Source organism: Pseudalkalibacillus sp. JSM 102089, assembly GCF_041366475.1.
GTDB lineage: Bacteria > Bacillota > Bacilli > Bacillales > Guptibacillaceae > Guptibacillus > Guptibacillus hwajinpoensis_B.
Map to the genome: position 1 here is coordinate 24,202 of NZ_JBEWYW010000018.1, position 20,858 is coordinate 45,059.

General features: G+C 40.0%; 13 protein-coding genes and 2 riboswitches. Of the genes, 11 read left to right on the top strand and 2 right to left on the bottom strand.

Annotation, left to right across the window (positions count from 1 at the left end; all coding sequences use genetic code 11):
- The first annotated feature begins 6 nt into the window (after positions 1–6).
- From hsdR to ABVF21_RS21550, 6 genes are all read left to right on the top strand, one after another.
- Positions 7–2,385 (top strand): EcoAI/FtnUII family type I restriction enzme subunit R, encoded by a 2,379-nt coding sequence (hsdR, locus tag ABVF21_RS21525; protein ID WP_371018945.1) that lies wholly within the window; start codon positions 7–9, stop codon positions 2,383–2,385.
- A gap of 37 nt (positions 2,386–2,422) precedes the next feature.
- Positions 2,423–3,892, top strand: a complete 1,470-nt coding sequence (locus ABVF21_RS21530; RefSeq protein ID WP_371018946.1) for an N-6 DNA methylase — start codon at positions 2,423–2,425, stop codon at positions 3,890–3,892.
- A gap of 1 nt (position 3,893) precedes the next feature.
- Positions 3,894–5,375: a restriction endonuclease subunit S gene (locus ABVF21_RS21535; RefSeq protein WP_371018947.1), complete on the top strand. Its 1,482-nt coding sequence runs from the start codon at positions 3,894–3,896 to the stop codon at positions 5,373–5,375.
- A gap of 108 nt (positions 5,376–5,483) precedes the next feature.
- On the top strand, positions 5,484–5,906 hold the full coding sequence (locus ABVF21_RS21540; protein WP_371018948.1) for a hypothetical protein: 423 nt from the start codon (positions 5,484–5,486) through the stop codon (positions 5,904–5,906).
- An 858-nt stretch (positions 5,907–6,764) separates the two neighbouring features.
- Positions 6,765–8,030: an MFS transporter gene (locus ABVF21_RS21545; RefSeq protein ID WP_371018949.1), complete on the top strand. Its 1,266-nt coding sequence runs from the start codon at positions 6,765–6,767 to the stop codon at positions 8,028–8,030.
- A gap of 144 nt (positions 8,031–8,174) precedes the next feature.
- On the top strand, positions 8,175–10,205 hold the full coding sequence (locus ABVF21_RS21550) for a catalase (RefSeq protein WP_371018950.1): 2,031 nt from the start codon (positions 8,175–8,177) through the stop codon (positions 10,203–10,205).
- Between the two features lie 68 nt (positions 10,206–10,273).
- On the opposite strand, the gene ABVF21_RS21555 is transcribed toward ABVF21_RS21550, so the two are convergent.
- Positions 10,274–10,627, bottom strand: coding sequence for a DUF488 domain-containing protein (locus ABVF21_RS21555; protein WP_371018951.1), 354 nt, complete (start codon positions 10,625–10,627; stop codon positions 10,274–10,276).
- A gap of 96 nt (positions 10,628–10,723) precedes the next feature.
- Complete coding sequence (gene fdhA, locus ABVF21_RS21560) at positions 10,724–11,941, bottom strand: formaldehyde dehydrogenase, glutathione-independent (protein ID WP_371018952.1); 1,218 nt, start codon at positions 11,939–11,941, stop codon at positions 10,724–10,726.
- A gap of 360 nt (positions 11,942–12,301) precedes the next feature.
- Between fdhA and ABVF21_RS21565 the strand changes: the two genes are divergently transcribed.
- From ABVF21_RS21565 to ABVF21_RS21585, 5 genes are all read left to right on the top strand, one after another.
- Positions 12,302–13,276: an AAA family ATPase gene (locus tag ABVF21_RS21565; protein ID WP_303536406.1), complete on the top strand. Its 975-nt coding sequence runs from the start codon at positions 12,302–12,304 to the stop codon at positions 13,274–13,276.
- Positions 13,273–14,523, top strand: a complete 1,251-nt coding sequence (locus tag ABVF21_RS21570) for a DUF58 domain-containing protein (protein WP_371018953.1) — start codon at positions 13,273–13,275, stop codon at positions 14,521–14,523. The genes ABVF21_RS21565 and ABVF21_RS21570 overlap by 4 nt, the downstream gene beginning before the upstream one ends.
- Positions 14,510–16,681 carry a transglutaminase TgpA family protein gene (locus ABVF21_RS21575; RefSeq protein ID WP_371018954.1) on the top strand — a complete coding sequence of 724 codons (2,172 nt, stop codon included), beginning with the start codon at positions 14,510–14,512 and terminating at the stop codon, positions 16,679–16,681. Before ABVF21_RS21570 ends, ABVF21_RS21575 begins: the two co-directional genes overlap by 14 nt.
- A 37-nt stretch (positions 16,682–16,718) precedes the next feature.
- Positions 16,719–16,820, top strand: a riboswitch (purine riboswitch).
- 151 nt (positions 16,821–16,971) lie between these two features.
- On the top strand, positions 16,972–18,510 hold the full coding sequence (guaA, locus tag ABVF21_RS21580; RefSeq protein WP_303536413.1) for a glutamine-hydrolyzing GMP synthase: 1,539 nt from the start codon (positions 16,972–16,974) through the stop codon (positions 18,508–18,510).
- 85 nt (positions 18,511–18,595) lie between these two features.
- Positions 18,596–18,697, top strand: a riboswitch (purine riboswitch).
- A 187-nt stretch (positions 18,698–18,884) separates the two neighbouring features.
- Positions 18,885–20,180 (top strand): NCS2 family permease, encoded by a 1,296-nt coding sequence (locus ABVF21_RS21585; RefSeq protein ID WP_303536415.1) that lies wholly within the window; start codon positions 18,885–18,887, stop codon positions 20,178–20,180.
- Positions 20,181–20,858 lie beyond the last annotated feature (678 nt).

Here is a 20,858-nt window from a genome sequence, read left to right on the forward strand (position 1 = left end):
GAGCTAATGGGAAAGAGAAATTTATCTGAAGAAGATATCAAAGCTAGATATATCACACCGGCAATCACTAATGCGGGCTGGGACATAAATAAGCAAGTTCGACTTGAATACGCCTTTACGGCTGGTAGAATCATACTTCGTGGTAATGTAACTGCAAGAGGAAAAAAGAAAAGAGCGGACTATGTACTTTTTTACAAAAATAACTTTCCTTTAGCAGTCATAGAGGCCAAAGATAATAATCATCCGGTAGGTGGAGGTTTGCAACAAGGGATCGACTATGCGAAAGCACTGGACATATCCTATGTCTACGCTTCTAATGGGGATTCCTTTGTCGAGCAGAACTTGATTACTGGTGAGGTAAGAGAACTTAGACTGGAAGAGTTTCCATCGCCAGAAGAGTTATATCAAAGATATTTAGTTGATAAAAATATCAATGAGGCTGAAGAAAAGGTTATCTTAGAGCCATATTATTATGTGCCAAATTACAAGACACCAAGATATTATCAAAGAGTCGCAATCAATCGAACAGTAGATGCGGTTGCCAAAGGACAAGACCGTGTGCTTCTAGTGAGTGCCACAGGTACCGGTAAGACCTATATGACCTTCCAAATGATCTATAGGTTGTGGAAATCTGGTTTAAAGAAAAGAATCCTTTTCTTAGCAGACCGCAATGTACTGGTTGACCAGACTATTTCAGGAGATTTCAAGCCTTTTAGCGGGAAAATGACAAAGGTGAAAAATAAAGATCTTGATAGTTCCTACGAGATTTATTTAGCTCTGTATCAGCAGCTTACTGGTGACGATGGAGAAGAGACGTTCCGTCAGTTCCAGCCGAACTTTTTTGATTTAATTGTGATCGATGAGTGCCACAGAGGGAGTGCAAAAGAAGAATCAGCATGGAGAAAGGTTTTAGATTATTTTTCATCGGCTACTCACATTGGTTGTACAGCAACACCAATCGAAACAAAAGAAGCTTCAAGCCAGACATACTTTGGCGAGCCTATTTATGAGTACTCTTTAAAACAAGGAATTAATGATGGCTTCTTGGCGCCATATAAAGTCATCAGAATTGGTCTTGATAAAGATTTAGAAGGTTATCGACCGGAAGCAGGAAAGATTGATAAATATGGCTATGAAATTGAGGATCGAGAGTACAATGCAAAAGATTTTGAACGATCTCTTGTGATTGATGATCGCACCCGAGTTATAGCCTCTAAAATCACAGAGTTCTTAAAGAAAACTGAACGCTTTAGTAAAACCATCGTATTCTGTGTGGACATTGAACACGCCGAGCGTATGAGACAAGCACTTATCAATGAGAATAAAGACTTGTATGCGGAAAATCACAAATACATCATGCGTATTACGGGGGATAATGATGAAGGAAAAGCCCAACTGGAACATTTTATTGATGAAGAAAGCCCTTATCCGGTTATTGCAGTAACCAGTAAGCTGATGACGACCGGTGTGGATGCGAAAATGTGTAAGTTGATTGTTTTGGAAAATAACATTAATAGCATGACCGAATTTAAGCAGATTATTGGTCGTGGTACAAGACTTCTTGAAGAATACGGTAAGACATATTTTACGATTATGGACTTTCGTAATTCCAGCCGACTATTTGCTGACCCTGCCTTTGATGGCAGACCAGAAGTGGTTATTGACCTTGATGGGGATGATCCGGTGGATGAACCAGACCCACCGACAGATGGAGGAGAAGAAGGTACTGGAGAAGATGCTGGGAATGATGGTGTCAAAGAAGATAATGGTGAGTATGGAACTGGAGACACACCACCTTTTAATGATGAGGGTGAGGATAAACCTCGCAAATATTATATAGGCGATGTTACTGTTCGAGTTCTTTCAGAGAGAGTCCAGTATGTCGATAAGGATGGGAAGCTCATCACTGAAAGTCTGACTGACTACACAAAGAAAAATATCCTGCAGCAATATGCAAGGCTGGATGATTTCTTGAGGACATGGACAGAGGCGGAGAAAAAGCAAGCCATCATTGATGAATTACAAGACAGTGGGGTACTGCTAGATGCAATTAGAGAAGAATTGGGCAAAACGGAGCTAGATGATTTTGATCTCATCTGTCACTTGGCGTACGATAAACCACCTTTGACAAAAAAAGAGCGAGCGGAAAATGTGAAGAAACGTCACTATCTGTTCAAGTATTCCGATACTGCTCAGCAGGTCATTGAAGCACTACTTGATAAGTATGCCAATGATGGCATTAAAGAAATCGAAGACACAAAAGTACTTCAATTGAAAGAATTTGCTAAGATTGGTAGTCCAATGAAAATAGTCAAAGCTTTTGGTGGAAAAGAAGCCTACATGAAGGCAGTAAAAGAACTAGAGAATGAGATTTATTACGCATAAAATAAACTAACAATAGTAGACAAGGCAGGTATATGTTATGGCGATTAGTAATTTTGTTAAGAGAATTCAAGATGTTATGCGGAATGACTCGGGTGTTAATGGAGATGCCCAGAGAATCGAGCAAATCGTGTGGATTCTTTTCTTAAAAATATATGATGCGAAGGAAGAAGCGTGGGAACTTTATGATGACAACTACAAGTCCATTATACCAGAAGGCTTAAAGTGGAGAGATTGGGCAGTCGATCTAAAAGACGGAGAAGCACTTACAGGTGACTCTTTACTGAATTTTGTAAATAACAAACTGTTTCCTACGCTTAAGAAACTAGAAATTGATGAAGAAACACCAATGAGCCAAATCATCGTAAAAACCGCTTTTGAAGATGCTAACAATTATCAAAAAGACGGAGTACTGCTTCGGCAAGTTATTAATATCATTGATGAGATCGATTTCACAGAATATAAGGAGCGCCATGAATTCGGTACAATCTATGAATCGTTCCTAAAGGACTTACAGAGTGCAGGAAATGCCGGTGAGTTTTACACGCCAAGAGCTGTCACAGACTTTATGGTAGAAGTGGTTAAGCCGGGATTAGGAGAAAAAATTGGAGACTTCGCATGTGGTACTGGGGGCTTCTTGACATCTGCTTTAGCTGCACTGGATAAACAAGTTGGTAACTCTCTTGAAAATAGAGAAATCTATAACAAATCTGTTTATGGAATTGAAAAGAAAGCATTGCCGCATATGCTGAGTGTGACCAATATGCTGATTCATGATATTGATGATCCAGACATTCTTCATGGGAATGCATTAGAAACAGACTATAAAGAACTTCGAAAAATGGAGCCTTTTGATGTAATTCTGATGAATCCGCCTTACGGTGGAAGTGAAAAGGAGAGCGTCAAAGTCAACTTCCCAACAGAACTAAGAAGTTCTGAAACTGCTGATTTATTTATGAATGTAATCATGTATCGTTTGAAGAAAAATGGTCGAGCAGCAGTTATTATTCCGGATGGATTTCTGTTCGGAACGGATAATGCCAAATTCAATATTAAGAAGAAATTATTCAGTGAATTTAATGTCCACACAGTAATAAGGATGCCTCATAGCGTTTTTGCGCCTTATACGTCTATCCGGACTAATATCTTGTTTTTTGAGAACAGCAAACCCACGGAGGAAACTTGGTTCTATCGTGTAGATATGCCGGAAGGATATAAGAACTTCTCAAAGACCAGACCGATGAAGCTGGAACACTTCAATGAAGCTCTAGCATGGTGGGAAAACCGAGAAGATATTGAAGTTGACGGTTATCCAAAAGCGAAGAAATATACCGTTGATGAAATCGTAGAAAGAAGTTACAACATTGATCTTTGTGGCTTTCCTCACGAGGAAGAAGTGATTCTAGAGCCAATGGATTTGATTCAAGAATATCAAGAGAAGCGAGCGTCTCTTAATGCGGAAATCGATCAGGTGTTAGACCAGATTACTTCTATGCTTGGAGGTAATTAAGATGAATTCACAGGACTTAAAAAACAGCATTCTGCAGTTAGCGATTAAAGGGAAACTTGGTGAACAGAGAAAAGAAGAAGGAACTGCAAAAGAACTGCTTGAGCAGATTAAAGCAGCAAAAGATCAGCTTATAAAAGAGAAGAAGATTAAAAAGCAAAAAGCACTTCCAGAGATAAAGGAAGATGAAATTCCTTTTGATATTCCAGAAAGTTGGGTATGGGTTAGATTTGGTGAAATTGTAAATGTTGTATCAGCTAGGCGTATCCACCAATCTGATTGGAGAAAGGAAGGTATTCCTTTTTACAGAGCTAGGGAAATTGGTAAATTAGCTGAGTTTGGTAATGTAGATAACGAGTTATTTATTGACGAAGAATTATTCAATAAATTTGCGGAATCTGGAGTACCAAAGGCAGGAGATTTAATGGTTACTGCTGTAGGAACTCTTGGCAAAACTTACATCGTTCAAGATGATGATATATTCTACTATAAAGATGCAAGTGTAATTTGTTTAGAAAATTTTTACGATGTGTCCTCAGAGTATATTAAATTAATTATGGAATCAAAACTCATGGAGAAACAAATAAAAAGTAATTCAGGAGGTACAACAGTATCGACCTTAACAATGGCAAGGATGAATATGTACTGTCTGCCACTCCCTCCACTTGAAGAACAAAAGCGTATCGTAGCAAAGATTGAAGAGCTATTGCCTTATGTGGATAAATACGATGTAGCTTATTCTGAAGTGGAGGAGCTGAATAAAAAGTTCCCGGAGGATATGCAAAAGTCTATTTTGCAATATGCCGTCCAAGGCAAGCTGGTTGAACAGAGAGAAGAAGAGGGTACAGCTGAAGATCTGTATCAGCAGATTCAAGAAGAAAAAGAAAAACTGGTTAAGGAAGGCAAGGTTAAAAAGACGAAGGCACTTCCAGAAATCGCTGAAGATGAGATACCATATGACATCCCTGGGAATTGGAAATGGGTTAGACTAGGAGATATCTTTGAAATTAATCCTCGAAATTCTGTGAATGATGGTACTACTGTATCCTTTATTCCAATGGCACTAATAGAAGATGGATATAGAAGTGAATTTTCATATGAAACCAAGTCTTGGGGTGAAGTGAAGAAAGGCTACACGCATTTTAGAGATGGCGATATAGTGATGGCAAAGATAACTCCCTGCTTTCAAAACTTAAAATCTGCAATAATGTTAAATCTTGAGAATGATGTAGGAGCCGGTACGACAGAGCTTCATGTACTAAGAGCCTACAATGATATCTGCTTGGAGTTTTTCCTGTGGTTTATTAAAAGCCCTATCTTCGTTTCAACTTGTGTATCCAAGATGACAGGAACCGCAGGACAACAAAGAGTTGGTACAGCTACAATTACAAATTATGTTACCCCTCTCCCACCACTAGAAGAACAAAGACGGATAGTCTCAAAGATAGAAGAAATACTACCTCATTGCAAACAGCTGGTTAAGTAGATTTATTGTGGTACCCTAGGGGAGGTCAAATCTCTACACCTTTCAAAATGACGACTGCGTCCGGGCCGCACGAAATCTAATTAAAACGGAATTGGAGAAAATGGCGATATGAAAATGTCAAAGACGGGTTGGTCTCTTGCTGCAGCAGCGGCAACGATAGTTCTTGGGTATGGTGCTAAAAAGGGGGAAATACCTTTTATTTCATCTAAGGTAGTTTCTGACATGGCAAAAGTTGCTTCTGATGCTGTAATTAATGAAGAAAAATCATTTGGTGGACTTAAAGAGAGCGTGATAAATGGGATAGCTACAAATACTAATAAAGGTGTGAAAGCATTTATTGACGGCAATGAATTAGTGTACAAGTTTAGATCTAATTCGAATAAAACGATTCTAGAGTCGAGATTTATAATAGATTCTGGAAAGTTAGTTATGACTTTTGTATCGGGAAGGTATGGAAATCAACCTAATGCACCATGGTTTTTTAGAGATAGTTTAGTAGACGCAATGAATAAAGCCAATGAGAATTTGTAAAATGATTATATGATGGAATTTATGTCTGTGAAATTCACTCGGGTATACCGAATGTATTTCACACTTTTGTTTGTAAAACTAAGATTTAAACTTTCCTGCTCGAATAGCGGTCCATATCTTCTACGGACAACCGGTTTTTATCATTTTTTGTGCGGAGCTCCAAAATGATATCTTCAATTCCAGGTCTCTTTGTTCATACACAAATGACTTGCTTTTTTGTGGCTTCAGAGTTATATATGGTGTAACCAAAAAACGAAACAAATAAAAGCAATCAATTTATCTCATTAATTGGATTGGTTGATGGGGAAAAACAGGTTATTTATGATCGTAAAAAAGTAATTGCAGAGAAGATATCAAGAAATTAAAAGGCTGCTTGGAATGTCATGTAGAAGCAGTTTGAAGGCTAAGTAATGAGTCCAAAGATTTGGGGTAATTGGTGCAAAATGATAGCCCACCAATAAAAGGTGGGCTCGCTCTTTAAAAAGGAGTAACAGAAGAGTAACATAGTCATGTGATAAGTCGTTAATTAGCATTAAAGATGTTACAGTTCAACTTATATCAAAACGCCTAAATGACGCACTTTAATCAACAATCGTGCAATAGAGTGAACCATGTTTCTAATCTACGGAAATATGGGCGGCATGATGTAATTCATGCTCCCCTTCCGTCCGGTATTTCCGGATTGAAGTTCAAAAGCATTCTCTTGGTGATGAGCCAAGAGAATGCTTTTTGTTTTGTTCCAAAAGGAATTTTTTTCTAAATCAGTCTTAAGACGGAGTACTTATCAAACTGAGGGTCATCGTCTAGATTTCTATGATTCGATACACTTAAAGTATCAAAACAGCAGGGGTGTTAGTAATGGCGATGAAAGAAAATGTTATGGAAAGAATGCCGGATGTAAAATCAGATAAGATTGACTCCATATTTAAAAATGAAAATTTCCTTCTTTTATGGGCTGCAGCGTTTTTATCAAGCTTTGGCATTTCCTTCTTTCTTTTTGCTGAGAGCTGGTACGTGGTGAATGTTTTAAATCTTGAAGCTTCACTCGGACTCATTTACATTGCTTCAAGTATTCCAAGACTAGTATTTATGGTGATAAGTGGAACAGTAGCGGATCGTATGAGTAAGACGAAGATCATGTTCTTATCTGATTTTTCAAGAGGGGTCCTTCTTGGTGGTTTAGTGCTCTGGTTTATATTTGGAGATATCACTCTTTGGACATTTGTCGGAGTTGCCTTCTTCTTTGGGATTCTGGATGCTTTTTTCTGGGCAGCAGAGAGCGCTGTGATCCCATCGATTATTCGAAAAGAAAATCTGACTCGAGGCAATTCAATTATTCAAATGACCAATCAGGCATCGTTTATTATTGCACCTATGCTCGCAGGATTACTTATTGCTTTTGGAAGCTATGAATTCGTCTTCGCTGTAACAGCGCTAATGCTTTTTCTTGGAAGCGTATTGATTTATTTGATGAAAATCCCAAAACAAGAAGCAGGACAGGATAATCAAGACCAAACTTTTATTGAAACTTTTAAAGAAGGTCTTCTCTATGTGAAAGAGTCTAGGATTCTGGTAGTAGTTGTACTAACAACGGTCTTTATGAATCTATTTCTCGTTGGACCACTTTCCATGGGGCTACCTCTTTTTGTGAAAACAGTCTTAAATGGAGATGCATTTGCTTTCAGTTTAATGGAAGCCGGGGCGGCGATTGGAATGTTAATTGGGGCAGTAGTAATCGGTATCCTTAATCTAACGAAAGGACGAGGAAAAGTAGCTTTGCTTGCGTTAATCGTTTCTGGTTGTGCTTTTATAGGTCTGAGTTTCTCAACAGAGCTGTGGATGAGTATTGTCATGCTCGTTATTTTTGGAGCGTGTCTCTCTGGAAGTAACATCCCTTTATTTTCTGCAATTCAGTCATTGATTCCAGAGAATGTGCTAGGGCGAGTAATGGGTTTGCTGTCTTTAGCTTCAATGGGGCTTATTCCTGTTAGCTATGCGATGACTTCCCTTCTTCTCTCAGCAGGAATTGGCATTCAACATATCATGTCAGGCGGTGCGTTTCTAGTTGTTTTGTATGCTTGCTTCGTCTATATGAAATATCACGAATTGAGAAATGTAGATTAATGCGATGATGGTTTCATAGACCAACCAGATTGAATAATCGAGCATAGTAATGAATATCTAATAATCTAAAATATGGTTTGATCTTACTTTATTCGGGGAACCTTCTTATATAAGAATTTACATATATTAGCGGGAGGTATTACTGTGAGTGAAGATAATAAGAAAAAAGAACAACTAGAACAATATAGCACAAATGATAAAGGGAAAATGACGACAAATCAGGGCTTGAAAGTTTCGGAAGATGAATTTTCCCTTAAAGCCGGTGAACGCGGACCGACATTGATGGAAGATTTTCATTTCAGAGAAAAAATGACGCATTTCGACCATGAGCGTATCCCTGAACGTGTCGTACACGCAAGAGGATTTTCCGCTCACGGTGAATTTGAAGTATATGATTCATTGGAAGAGTATACAGATGCTGAATTCTTAAAAGATCCTTCTAGAAAAACGCCAGTATTTGTTCGGTTTTCAACGGTGGCAGGTTCAAAAGGTTCTTCTGAAACGGTTCGAGATGTTAGAGGATTCTCAACGCGTTTCTATACAGATGAAGGGAACTACGATTTAGTTGGGAATAACATGCCAGTCTTTTTCATTCAAGATGCCATTAAATTCCCTGACTTAATTCATGCGGTCAAACCTGAACCTCATAACGGTATGCCGCAAGCTGCCTCTGCTCATGATACGTTCTGGGACTTTATTGCAAATAATCAGGAGTCAGCGCACATGGCATTGTGGGCGATGTCAGACAGAGCGATTCCTCGAAGTTTTCGCATGATGGAAGGCTTTGGCGTTCATACTTTCCGTTTTGTAAATGCAAAAGGAGAAGCGCGGTTTATTAAGTTCCACTGGAAACCAAAGTTGGGGGTCCATTCACTCGTATGGGATGAAGCCCAGAAGCTCTCAGGTAAAGATGCTGATTTCCACCGCGGCGATTTATATGAGTCCATTGAAAATGGCGACTATCCTGAGTGGGAATTAGGCGTGCAAATTATCAAAGAAGAAGATGAATTTAACTTTGACTTTGATGTTCTTGATCCAACTAAGATTTGGCCAGAAGAAGATATCCCTGTTAAAATCGTTGGGAAAATGACTTTAAACCGAAATGTCGAGAACGTATTTGCTGAAAACGAACAGGTTGCTTTTCATCCTGGTAATGTCGTAAAAGGCATCGACTTTTCCAATGACCCGCTACTTCAAGGGCGTTTGTTCTCTTATACAGACACACAAATCAACCGTTTCGGAAGTGCGAATTATCATGAATTACCGATTAATCGACCTGTTTGCCCATTCTTTAACAATCAGCGTGATGGCTTTATGCGTCAAACAATTAACAAAGGTCAAGTAAGCTATCACAAAAATTCTCTTGCAGACAATCAGCCAGAACCAGCTACAGAAGAAGAGGGTGGCTATGTTCATTATCAGGAGAAAGTAGAAGGCCATAAGGTTCGCGCACGCAGTGAAAGTTTTAAAGATCATTTCTCTCAAGCGGTTCTTTTCTATAACAGCATGAGTGATGTGGAGAAAGAACATATCAAGAATGCCTTTAGCTTTGAGCTCGGCAAGCTAAAGAGTAAGTCAGTTCAGCAACAAGTGGTCGATATGCTTTCGAATATCAATCTTGACCTTGCTCAAACCGTTGCTCAGAATGTTGGAGCTAAAGAACCTACAAAAGGTGGATCAAATATCACGAAGAAATCACCTGCGCTTAGCCAACTAAATACAACGTTTACGGCGGATACTAGAAAAGTAGGTGTCATTGTAGACGATGGATTTAATGGAGAAGAACTCATACAAGTGCTTAATGAGCTTAAAGAAAAAGGCATTAAGCCTGAGCTCATTAGTGACAAGCGTGGTGTAAAAAAAGCCACTGACGGAGCCGAGGCTGAAATTGATCATACGTTCCTTACAAGCGAATCCGTTTTATTTGATGCTATTTATGCGGTTGGTGGAAATCAGGAAAGCAAAGGCTTCTATCAATCCGCTAATTACTTTATCAATGAAGCATTCTCACACTTTAAACCGATCGGTGGAACGCATGAAGGGATGAAGTGGCTAGAGAATAACGACTTTGTAGGTCAACCAGGAGTAGTCATTGGTAAAGATATGAATACATTCGTGAAAGAATTCAGTGAAGCTATTGCAACACATCGTCACTGGGATCGTGAGCTAGTATGATGGAATAGAATGAAGGAAGAGAGGATTAGATCCTCTCTTTTTTTAGTGGAATAAGTGAAAATCCTTGTTCAACCCTCAATCATTTCTTTTAACACTACCGCGTGATTATGCTCCATGTCCTTTGCGCCAAATAAAAGAACGAGTCTTTCGTTTGTAGCCATTTTCTTTAGTTCTTGTAATTTTGTCTGTGCCGTCTTACTTCCATTGATTTCTTCTTGATATGCTTTCTTAAAGTCTTCAAACTTATCAGGATCATGATCAAACCATTTTCGTAACGAAGGGCTTGGTGAGATTTCCTTCATCCATTCATTTAATTTGGCTTTTTCTTTTGAAATGCCTCTCGGCCATACGCGGTCAATCAGAATACGATTTCCTTCAAGCGGGTGTTCTTCTCCATAAATTCGTCTAAGAATAACTGACATTTAAACCACCTTCCGGATTTATTGGCTTCGTATTAGTAGTATATAACTTAAAAAAAGAAGTCAATCCTAGCGATTAGGATTGGCTTCTTTTTGATTTTACCTTCTTAACATCCCATGTGGATCAATGACGAACTTTTTTGATACACCACTATCAAATTCGTTATACCCTTGAGGTGCTTCATCGAGACTGATAACGGTTGCATTTACAGCTTTAGCGATATCCGCTTTTCCATTTAAAATCGCCATCATTAATTGACGGTGATACTGCATGACAGGTGTTTGTCCTGTAACAAAATGGTGGGCTTTTGACCAGCCAAGTCCAAATCTTACTTTAAGTGAGCCTTGCTTAGCATCTTTGTCATCTGCTCCTGGGTCCTCTGTTACATATAACCCTGGGATCCCCATCTTTCCTCCAGCTTCTACAACATCCATCATCGTATTTAGCACAATTGCCGGCTGCTCTTCGTTATCTGTTCCATGACCATAAGCTTCGAAACCAACTGCATCGATCGCACAATCCACTTCAGGTAAACCGAGTATTTGTTCGATTTGTTCGCCGGGATCGCTGTGTTCTTTTAGATTAATCGTTTCACACCCGAAACTCCGTGCTTGAGCGAGACGTTCTTCTTTTAAATCGCCAACGATCACAACAGCAGCACCAAGCAACTGAGCAGAATGGGCTGCAGCGAGTCCAACTGGTCCTGCTCCAGCGACATACACAGTGGACCCTGTCGTTACTCCTGCACTAATCGCTCCGTGGTAGCCGGTAGGAAAAATATCCGATAGCATCGTTAAGTCGAGGATTTTCTCCATCGCTTTCTCTTTATCGGGAAAGGCTAGTAATTGAAAGTCTGCATAAGGAACCATCACATATTCGGACTGGCCACCAACCCAGCCGCCCATATCAACGTATCCGTAAGCTGCGCCCGGACGTTCAGGGTTTACGTTTTGACAAATATGAGTGTCCTGACGCTTACACATTTTGCATCGACCGCAAGCAACATTGAATGGAACAGAGACAATATCTCCTTTTTTAATGAATTCAACATCTCGTCCAACCTCAATCACTTCTCCGGTAATTTCATGGCCGAGAACTAAACCAGAAGGAGCAGTTGTGCGACCGCGCACCATATGCTGATCGCTCCCGCATATATTCGTCACGATATTCTTCAAGATTACTCCATGTTCACATTTACGGCCGACATTACTCTTGGGAACGCCTGGACCCTCACGAAGAACTAAATCCGGATAGCTAATATCCTGAACTTCTACACGACCTGCACCTGTATAAACGACACCGCGATTACCTACCATTTAATTTCCTCCTTTTCGTTTTAGACGAGTGGGACGAGAGGCATAGCGTAATCTTATGTACTCACCTCATTGTAATGGTTTGAAGATTCAGGATTCTTTTGGTGTTTTCATCTGAAAATTGTATTCCCTTTTTCATCCAGTATGAAACGATTTGCGATGTAGCTAGTCATATCTTTATTTGGATCAATAATGAAATTATAGGAAAACTCGCTTCTTATTAACGTGCCTAAAGTATTTTTTGTTACAATAAGGTTATGAGTATTCAGACATTTACTCTTGCTAATTTGTTGGAAAATTGATAGGTAAAGAGGCCTGTTTTTAAAATAAAAATTTTGAGAGTGACTATTGGAGGAATCAGCTATGAGTTCATCGTACCAATTTGATGCGTACCACCCGGCTGTCAAACAAGTGATTGAAAATATTGAGAAGGTGATGGTTGGTAAGCGAGATGTAACAGAATTAAGCCTGGTTGCCCTGCTTGCTGGAAGTCATGTCCTTCTGGAGGATGTGCCGGGTGTTGGGAAAACGATGATGGTTCGTGCTCTTGCAAAATCAGTAGGTGCAAAGTTTAATCGAATACAATTCACACCAGACTTACTTCCGTCTGATTTAACAGGGGTATCCATTTTTAATCAACGTGAGATGAAATTCGAATTTCGTAAGGGGCCGTTATTAGGCAATATTATTTTAGCAGATGAAATTAACCGAACGTCACCTAAAACACAGTCGGCTCTTCTAGAAGGAATGGAAGAGGGGAATGTAACGGTTGATGGAGAAACGCACATTCTTCCACAGCCGTTTTTTGTTATGGCGACTCAGAATCCGATCGAATATGAGGGAACGTATCCTCTGCCGGAAGCTCAGCTTGATCGCTTTTTATTGAAGTTACGTATGGGCTATCCATCTCCTGAAGAAGAACTTGAAGTATTGAATCGTACGGAACACGCGCATCCAATTGACTCGATTGGGACGGCCCTTGAGCTAGAAGACCTTCTTGAGATGCAGAAAAAGGTGAAAGCTGTGTTTGTTGAAGGGTCTGTAAAACAGTACATTATCGATATCGTGAGTAGAACGAGAAATAACTCATCCATTTATCTTGGAGCTAGTCCACGCGGGTCACTCTCACTAATGAAAGCGTGTCAGGCATATGCGTTCATGCGCAATCGCGATTATGTACTACCTGACGATGTGAAATTCTTAGCTCCTTTTGTATTATCCCATCGCATCATTCTTAAATCTGAGGCTGCGTTTGAAGGACAGAAGCCTGAGGAGATTATTAAGGAGATTCTTCATCGTGTAAGAGTTCCTATTCAAAAGGAAGAGAAAGTGAAATGAGAGAGAAGCTAGCGAATAACAGAGTGTTAAAGTTTTTCTTTTTAGCACTGCTTTTCCTGATTACTTTTTCGTATGCGATGTTTCAGGGAGGTTTTGTGAGCTGGTTCTTGTTCTATAGTTTTTTACCTTTCGTTATCTATTCTATCCTTCTTATTTTCTATCCCTTGAGCGCAATCAAGATGACGCGATCGATCAGTCATTCTGAATTAACGGATGGACAGGAGTTAACTGTTACGATTCAGATAGAGCGGAAAAGTCACTTTCCTCTTTTTTATTTAGTTGTTGAAGATATGCTTCCAGATCGGTTAGCTCCGTTTGCTAAAGAAGCTTCCTCAAGGTATCAAAAACGATCACTTGCCTTGCTGCTACCTATGTTCAAAAGAGAGTTAACTTATCGCTATACCATCAAGCCAATTCCGAGAGGAGAATACCATTTTAAGAAACTACGCTGTCGAACGGGGGACCTCTTTGGATTCGTCCAACATGAGAATATGATAGAGAACGATCAAGCGGTTTATGTTCTACCGCAATATCAAGAAATATCATGGTCTCCCTATAATCAGCAGCTCTCTGGGACGAGACCTTCTCCACGTAAAGCAGATTTAGATTATTCTACGGCAGTTAGTGTTCGAGATTATGTACCAGGAGATAAATTGTCATGGATTGATTGGAAAGCAACCGCGCGAGGTTCGAAACTATTAACCAAGCAATTTGAACAACAAATTAGCCAGGATTATATGATCTTCCTCGATCGAGAGACCGATCACTATGGTCGTGTAGATTCGCCTTTATTCGAGAAGGGTGTAAGACTAGCTGCTTCTGTGACGAACGCTGCTTTAAAGCAGAATGCGATGATCGGCCTTGTTTCCTCAGGAAAAGATCATTCTGTTCTGAATATTAATGGTGGAAGAGCACAACGAAGGAGAGTATTTCATCATCTCGCACGAGTACAAGCTAATGGGATGACAACGTTTGATACAGTTGTTAAAAGAGAGGCTCATCATTTCCCTGCTGGAACAGGTGTTATGATCATTAGTCCTTCGCTTGATGGGGCATTCACTTCTACATTAAAAGAGCTTGTTGCACGAAAGGTTCAAGTGGAATTCTTTTATGTTACTGAGCACATTACGTTAGCGCAACAGGCTGAGCTTAGTCAGCTTACTCAATTCGGTGTTAAAGCACACGTGATTGCGGGAGAATCGTTTAATGAAGAATTAAAAGGGGGTGGGAAGCGTGCAACAAGGTAATGAAAAAACAGACTGGCTTTACGCGCTTCTCCTCTATGGATTGGGTTTTCTTCTGTTCTGGGAATGGCTACGACCTCTTTCGATCATTTCAGATACAGGTCAAACAGAAATTTTCATTCTATTTACGGCATTTTTATTTTTGCTTTCTTATTTTCAGCTACCTTTTTGGCTATCTTTCCCGATTAAAGGAGTGGCGCTAATATATGCTCTACATGCCATGTTTTTTCCGGGACCGTTCTTTGAATCTCTGTGGATAGATTACTTTCTATCAGACTTTTCACAGAACGTCGATTTTCTATTTGATGGTAGTTTTGATCGTTTGTCAAATGTATTTCGAACCTTCTTGTTTTTCATATTGCTTTGGCTTATAAGCTATTTAATGCAATACTGGTTAATTCAAACAAGACGGATTTTTTTATTTCTATTAGTGACGATCGTTTACATTTCGGTTATTGATACGTTTACAACTTATCAAGCGGATAATGCGATTATTCGTATTGTGATCATTGGTTTTGTGTTACTAGGTCTCCTTCAAATTCTGCGAATTCAAGAACAAGAGGGAGTTATTTTTTCAAAAGGTCGCTTCCCTGTCTATTGGCTTATGCCACTAGTTGTTGTTATTGCTTTTTCTTCTATAGTCGGTTATATCGCTCCGAAGGCTGAGCCGCAATGGCCGGATCCGGTACCTTTCCTGAAGAAAACGACTGGAGATGGTGACGGAGAAGGAAGAAATGGCAACGGAATTAGTAAGATTGGATACGGAGAAGATGACTCACAACTTGGCGGCCCTTTCGTCATGGACGATACTGCTGTCTTTACTGCACAAATTAAAGATAGAGGGTACTGGCGGGTTGAAACGAAAGATGTGTATACCGGTAAAGGCTGGGAATCTTCCGTGCAGGATCGAGTTATTTTTGAAGGTAGCACAGAAACATTATTTGAAGATGGTGTTGAGTTAGAAGCCTTTGATATGAAGATGAATATGACTGGGAATGAGAAATTTGATTTTATTGTCCATCCAGGACAAGTAACAAACATCGAAACGGGCACAGAAGTTCAACTACTTGAAAACCCTCTGACTGGAAAAGTGTTTACACAAAATCTTGGCGAGTCTATTGTGCTTGATAATTATAATTTAGATTACGAATCCCCTACCTTTTCTGAAAAGATGTTACGAGAAGCACCAGTTAATTATCCAGATCGGTTGGCAAATACGTACCTTCAATTACCGGAGACTCTTCCTGAGAGAGTCAGTGATCTTGCTGAAGAGATTACGGTAGAAGAAGAGAATTCTTATGATAAAGCGAGAGCGATCGAAAATTACTTCGTAGGGAATGGTTTTGTATATGAAACAACGGACGTTGCCGTTCCTGGGGAGAATGATGATTATGTCGATCAATTTCTTTTCGAAACGCAGCTAGGTTATTGCGATAATTTCTCTAGTTCGATGACCGTTCTTTTAAGAAGTCTCGGGATTCCGGCAAGATGGGTCAAAGGATTTACCGAGGGAGAATTTGTGGCAACTGCTGGAGACTATCGAGAGTATGAAGTAACAAATAACAACGCACACTCGTGGGTTGAGGCATACTTCCCGGGTGTCGGTTGGGTTCCTTTTGAACCAACTCGAGGATTCACTAACCAGGCTGATTTTGTTAGCGATTATAGTGATGATGAAGCGACAAATTCTGAAGCACCTGATCCTGCACAAACTGAAGAAGAGCAGGCGCAGCAGCAGGAACAAACACCAGAGGAACAGGCATCATCAGGTTCATCATCTGTATCGTTTGAATGGACAGTGTGGTATACCGTTGTGCTTGTGCTTATTCTATTGTTACTTGGATACGTCGTATTTAAGAATTATAAGAAATGGTTGAAGAGATTGGTTATTTCAAGATATAAGAGACGAGATGACGGAAAGGTGTTATCTGAAGCGTATTTTCGACTGCTATGGTTGCTAGAATTACATGGCATTAAGCGTGGGAAAGATCAGACTTTGCGGGAATATGCTGTTCAAGTTGACAGCAAGCTTCAAACAGAGGATATGAAGGAATTAACACGTCGCTATGAAGAAAATTACTATCGTGGAAAAGCGAACAGTGATGGTTGGGATGAAATGAAGGAATTATGGGAAAATTTAATTAAAAAGATGCAATCTTGACCGCTGTATAGACGGTTGATAGAATGAATCCATAGTTTGAACAACAAGTTGTAACCTTCGTATATCCCTGGGAATAAGGCCCAGAAGTCTCTACCGGATCACCGTAAATGATCTGACTATGAAGGCAGATACTCCTAGTATAAGCCAGGATTCTGCCTTTGTACCATGGCAGGGTTCTGGCTTTTTTTATATGACCTTGGATGAAAGAGATCGAAAAGCTTGTTAATCCTCTTTTTTTCGATTCGATTTCGGCAATGCTACTAGAGACTAAATAGAAGTGAGGGAATTAGATGTTAGAAGAACAGGAATCCATTATTGTCCTCGATTTCGGTGGACAGTACAATCAACTAATTGCTAGACGTATTCGTGACCTTGGTGTGTTTAGTGAATTGCACCCGAACACGATTACTGCTGAAGAAGTAAAGAAAATTAATCCAAAGGGGATCATCTTCTCAGGTGGACCGAACAGCGTATATGGTGAAGGCGCGCCGCGCTGCGATGAAGAAATTTTCGAGCTTGGCATTCCGGTTCTTGGCATCTGTTACGGCATGCAGCTGATGACACATCACTTTGGTGGAAGTGTAGAAGCGGCGAAACACCGTGAGTATGGTAAAGCGATGCTGACAATCAAGGATAAATCCCCATTATATGATGGTCTACCAGAAGAACAATCTGTATGGATGAGTCACGGTGATCTTGTTAAAGCTCCACCTGAAGGATTTGAAGTGGCTGCAACAAACCCATCTTGCCCAGTTGCGGCAATGAGCGATGCTTCTCGCCACCTATATGGCGTTCAGTTCCACCCGGAAGTTCGTCATACTGAGCACGGAAATGAACTATTGAAAAACTTTGTTTATAAAGTGTGTGAGTGTGATGGTAACTGGTCAATGGAAAACTTCATCGATGAACAAATTAATGAAATCCGTGAAGCTGTTGGTCATAAAAAAGTTCTATGCGCTCTTAGTGGTGGAGTTGACTCTTCTGTAGTTGCTGCCCTTATTCATAGAGCTATTGGTGACCAGCTAACATGTATGTTTGTCGATCATGGTCTTCTTCGCAAAGGCGAAGCAGACAGCGTAATGAAAACATTTGGTGAAGGCTTCGATATGAACTTGATCAAAATTGACGCAGCTGATCGATTCCTTACAAAGCTCAAAGGCGTAACCGATCCAGAGAAGAAACGAAAAATCATAGGTAACGAGTTTATCTATGTGTTTGAGGAAGAGTCTGAAAAGCTTGAAGACATGTCCTTCTTAGCACAAGGAACACTTTACACAGATATCGTTGAGAGTGGAACGGCGACTGCTCAAACCATCAAGTCCCACCACAACGTAGGCGGACTGCCTGAAGATATGAAGCTCGATTTGATTGAGCCCTTAAATATGCTTTTCAAAGATGAAGTTCGTAAAGTAGGTACAGAGCTTGGTCTTCCAGACGAAATTGTATGGAGACAGCCGTTCCCGGGACCGGGTCTTGGTATCCGTGTAATCGGAGAAGTGACAGAAGAAAAGTTAAAAGTTGTACGTGAATCTGACGCGATTCTTCGTGACGAAATTAAAAAAGCAGGCCTTGATCGTGATATCTGGCAATATTTCACGGCGCTTCCTGATTTCCGTAGTGTTGGTGTTATGGGTGATGCAAGAACGTATGACTACACAATTGGTGTTCGTGCTGTAACATCAATCGATGGCATGACATCTGACTGGGCGCGTATCCCATTTGAAGTTCTTGAGATTATCTCTACAAGAATTGTTAACGAAGTGGATCACGTTAACCGCGTTGTGTATGACATTACTTCTAAGCCGCCCGCTACAATTGAGTGGGAATAAACACGAACAAAATATAAATAAATAGATAAAATGTTCGTGTTTTGTGTTGACGGCTTGTGAGAAAGCTGATACACTACAAAAGTAAATAAATAGAACGACCATCCATCGTATAACATCGGGAATAAGGCCCGAAAGTCTCTACCAGGTTACCGTAAATAACCTGACTACGAAGGAAATAGGGAAAGTATTGAAACGTCTTGCTCATGTAGCGACTCGTGGAGAACCTTCTCTTTTCCTATTAGTCCGCTCCGGGTAGAGAACCCGGAGCTTTTTTCTTTTTATGAATAGTTAACCTAAATGAATCAAGAATAAAAAAAGAAAGGTTACTAACCGTTAGAAAGATGGATGAAGGGGAATAAGGGGGACTTAAAGAAATGGATCGTTTTTTTCGTTTTCATGAGCATAATACAACATATAGAAAAGAAACTATTGCTGGATTAACGACGTTCTTATCAATGGCTTACATTCTATTTGTGAATCCGGCTGTTTTGGCCGATGCAGGAATGGATCAAGGAGCTGTCTTTACTGCTACAGCACTTGCTGCTGCGCTCGGTACATTAATTATGGGTGTTCTAGCGGGATATCCAATCGCTCTGGCGCCAGGAATGGGATTGAATGCGTTCTTCACCTATTCTGTTGTCACCGTTATGGGCGTACCGTGGGAAACAGCACTTGCGGGGGTACTTGTTTCAGGAATTATCTTTATTATTATTACCATTTTTAAAATTAGAGAAATGATCATCAACGCGATTCCGATGGAATTAAAATACGCGGCAGCGAGCGGGATTGGACTTTTTATAGCATTTATCGGTCTTCAAAGCGCAGGAATTGTTCAAAACAATGATTCTACACTTGTTCAACTAGGTAATCTTCTCGCCGGGCCGACGTTACTTGCAGTCTTCGGATTAATTATTACTGTTATCTTAATGGTTCGTAACGTAACTGGCGGTATTTTCTACGGAATGGTGATTACAGCCATCGTAGGTATGATCTTTAACCAGGTGCCGATTCCAAGCGGGGTTGTGGGTAGCGTACCAAGTCTTGAACCAACTTTCGGCGTTGCTTTGGGTCACCTTGATGATTTGTTTACAATTGACATGCTTGTCGTTGTTCTCACGTTCTTATTCGTCGATTTCTTCGACACAGCGGGTACTTTAATAGCTGTTGCGACGCAGGCAGGCATAATGAAAGACAACAAACTTCCAAGAGCAGGGAAAGCATTGTTTGCTGATTCATCCGCAACTGTTCTTGGCGCTGTACTTGGTACGTCAACAACTACAGCCTACATTGAATCTTCATCAGGAGTAGCGGCAGGTGGTCGAACTGGTTTTACATCTGTTGTAACAGCAGGATTTTTCTTGTTAGCACTATTCTTCTCTCCGTTACTAGCAGTGGTCACACCTTCAGTTACAGCGCCAGTCTTGATTATAGTCGGTGTCCTGATGGTGAGCGTACTCGGTAACATTGAGTGGAAACGATTTGAGATTGCGGTTCCAGCATTCTTAACGATTGTTGCAATGCCATTAACATACAGTATTGCAACAGGGATTGCGTTAGGATTTGTAATGTACCCGATCACTATGGTCGTAAAAGGTGAGGGGAAGAATATTCATCCAATCATGTATGGTTTGTTCTTTGTATTTATCGCATATTTCGTGTTTTTAGCATAGTTCGTTTTGAAGCAGTCGAGAAATCGGCTGCTTTTTTTATATAGCGATACTCTCCGGTTTGTTCCATTATTAAGGTGAGATCAAGTTTCGTAACCGAAGTGAGAGAGTACTTTTTGTTGCTTAAGTAGAACGAGGTGAGGAAATTCATTTTGTTAGTTAAAAGGTTAATTAAACGTTTGTTTAACCTTGAATATAGTGCTTTTAAATCTCCGTAAAAAAAAGCTTCATTATAGGGGATTCTTTAGACGTGAATACTTGCCAATATTAATGTGACTTTCTAAACAAGCTATGTCATATTGATTTAATTAATTTGAAAAATACTATTGACCATATCATTCTTTACTGATAAAGTAGAGAACGTTGTTAAGAAAACAACAACAAACGCATGAAAAAAGTGATTGACATCATTTCGCACTTCATGTATTATGAATAACGGTGCCGCTAAAACAAGTAGGTAACACTAAAAAAACATTTCAAATTAGTTGTTGACATTAAACGAAACAACATGATATATTAGTTGGGTCGCTGAAAACGACAACGAAAGAAACGAATCGATCTTTGAAAACTGAACGAAACGCCATGTAAGTAGTTGTTTCTACGGAAACAAAACATTGTTTTAAAGCTAGATTAAGCTTTCTATCGGAGAGTTTGATCCTGGCTCAGGACGAACGCTGGCGG

Coding starts and splice junctions, on each gene's coding strand:
- ABVF21_RS21540 (WP_371018948.1), top strand. CDS start 5,484: ATGAAAATGTCAAAGACGGGTTGGTCTCTTGCTGCAGCAGCGGCAACG.
- ABVF21_RS21585 (WP_303536415.1), top strand. CDS start 18,885: ATGGATCGTTTTTTTCGTTTTCATGAGCATAATACAACATATAGAAAA.
- ABVF21_RS21565 (WP_303536406.1), top strand. CDS start 12,302: ATGAGTTCATCGTACCAATTTGATGCGTACCACCCGGCTGTCAAACAA.
- guaA (WP_303536413.1), top strand. CDS start 16,972: ATGTTAGAAGAACAGGAATCCATTATTGTCCTCGATTTCGGTGGACAG.
- ABVF21_RS21555 (WP_371018951.1), bottom strand. CDS start 10,627: ATGTCAGTTATTCTTAGACGAATTTATGGAGAAGAACACCCGCTTGAA.
- hsdR (WP_371018945.1), top strand. CDS start 7: ATGGGAAAGAGAAATTTATCTGAAGAAGATATCAAAGCTAGATATATC.
- ABVF21_RS21570 (WP_371018953.1), top strand. CDS start 13,273: ATGAGAGAGAAGCTAGCGAATAACAGAGTGTTAAAGTTTTTCTTTTTA.
- fdhA (WP_371018952.1), bottom strand. CDS start 11,941: ATGGTAGGTAATCGCGGTGTCGTTTATACAGGTGCAGGTCGTGTAGAA.
- ABVF21_RS21535 (WP_371018947.1), top strand. CDS start 3,894: ATGAATTCACAGGACTTAAAAAACAGCATTCTGCAGTTAGCGATTAAA.
- ABVF21_RS21545 (WP_371018949.1), top strand. CDS start 6,765: ATGGCGATGAAAGAAAATGTTATGGAAAGAATGCCGGATGTAAAATCA.
- ABVF21_RS21530 (WP_371018946.1), top strand. CDS start 2,423: ATGGCGATTAGTAATTTTGTTAAGAGAATTCAAGATGTTATGCGGAAT.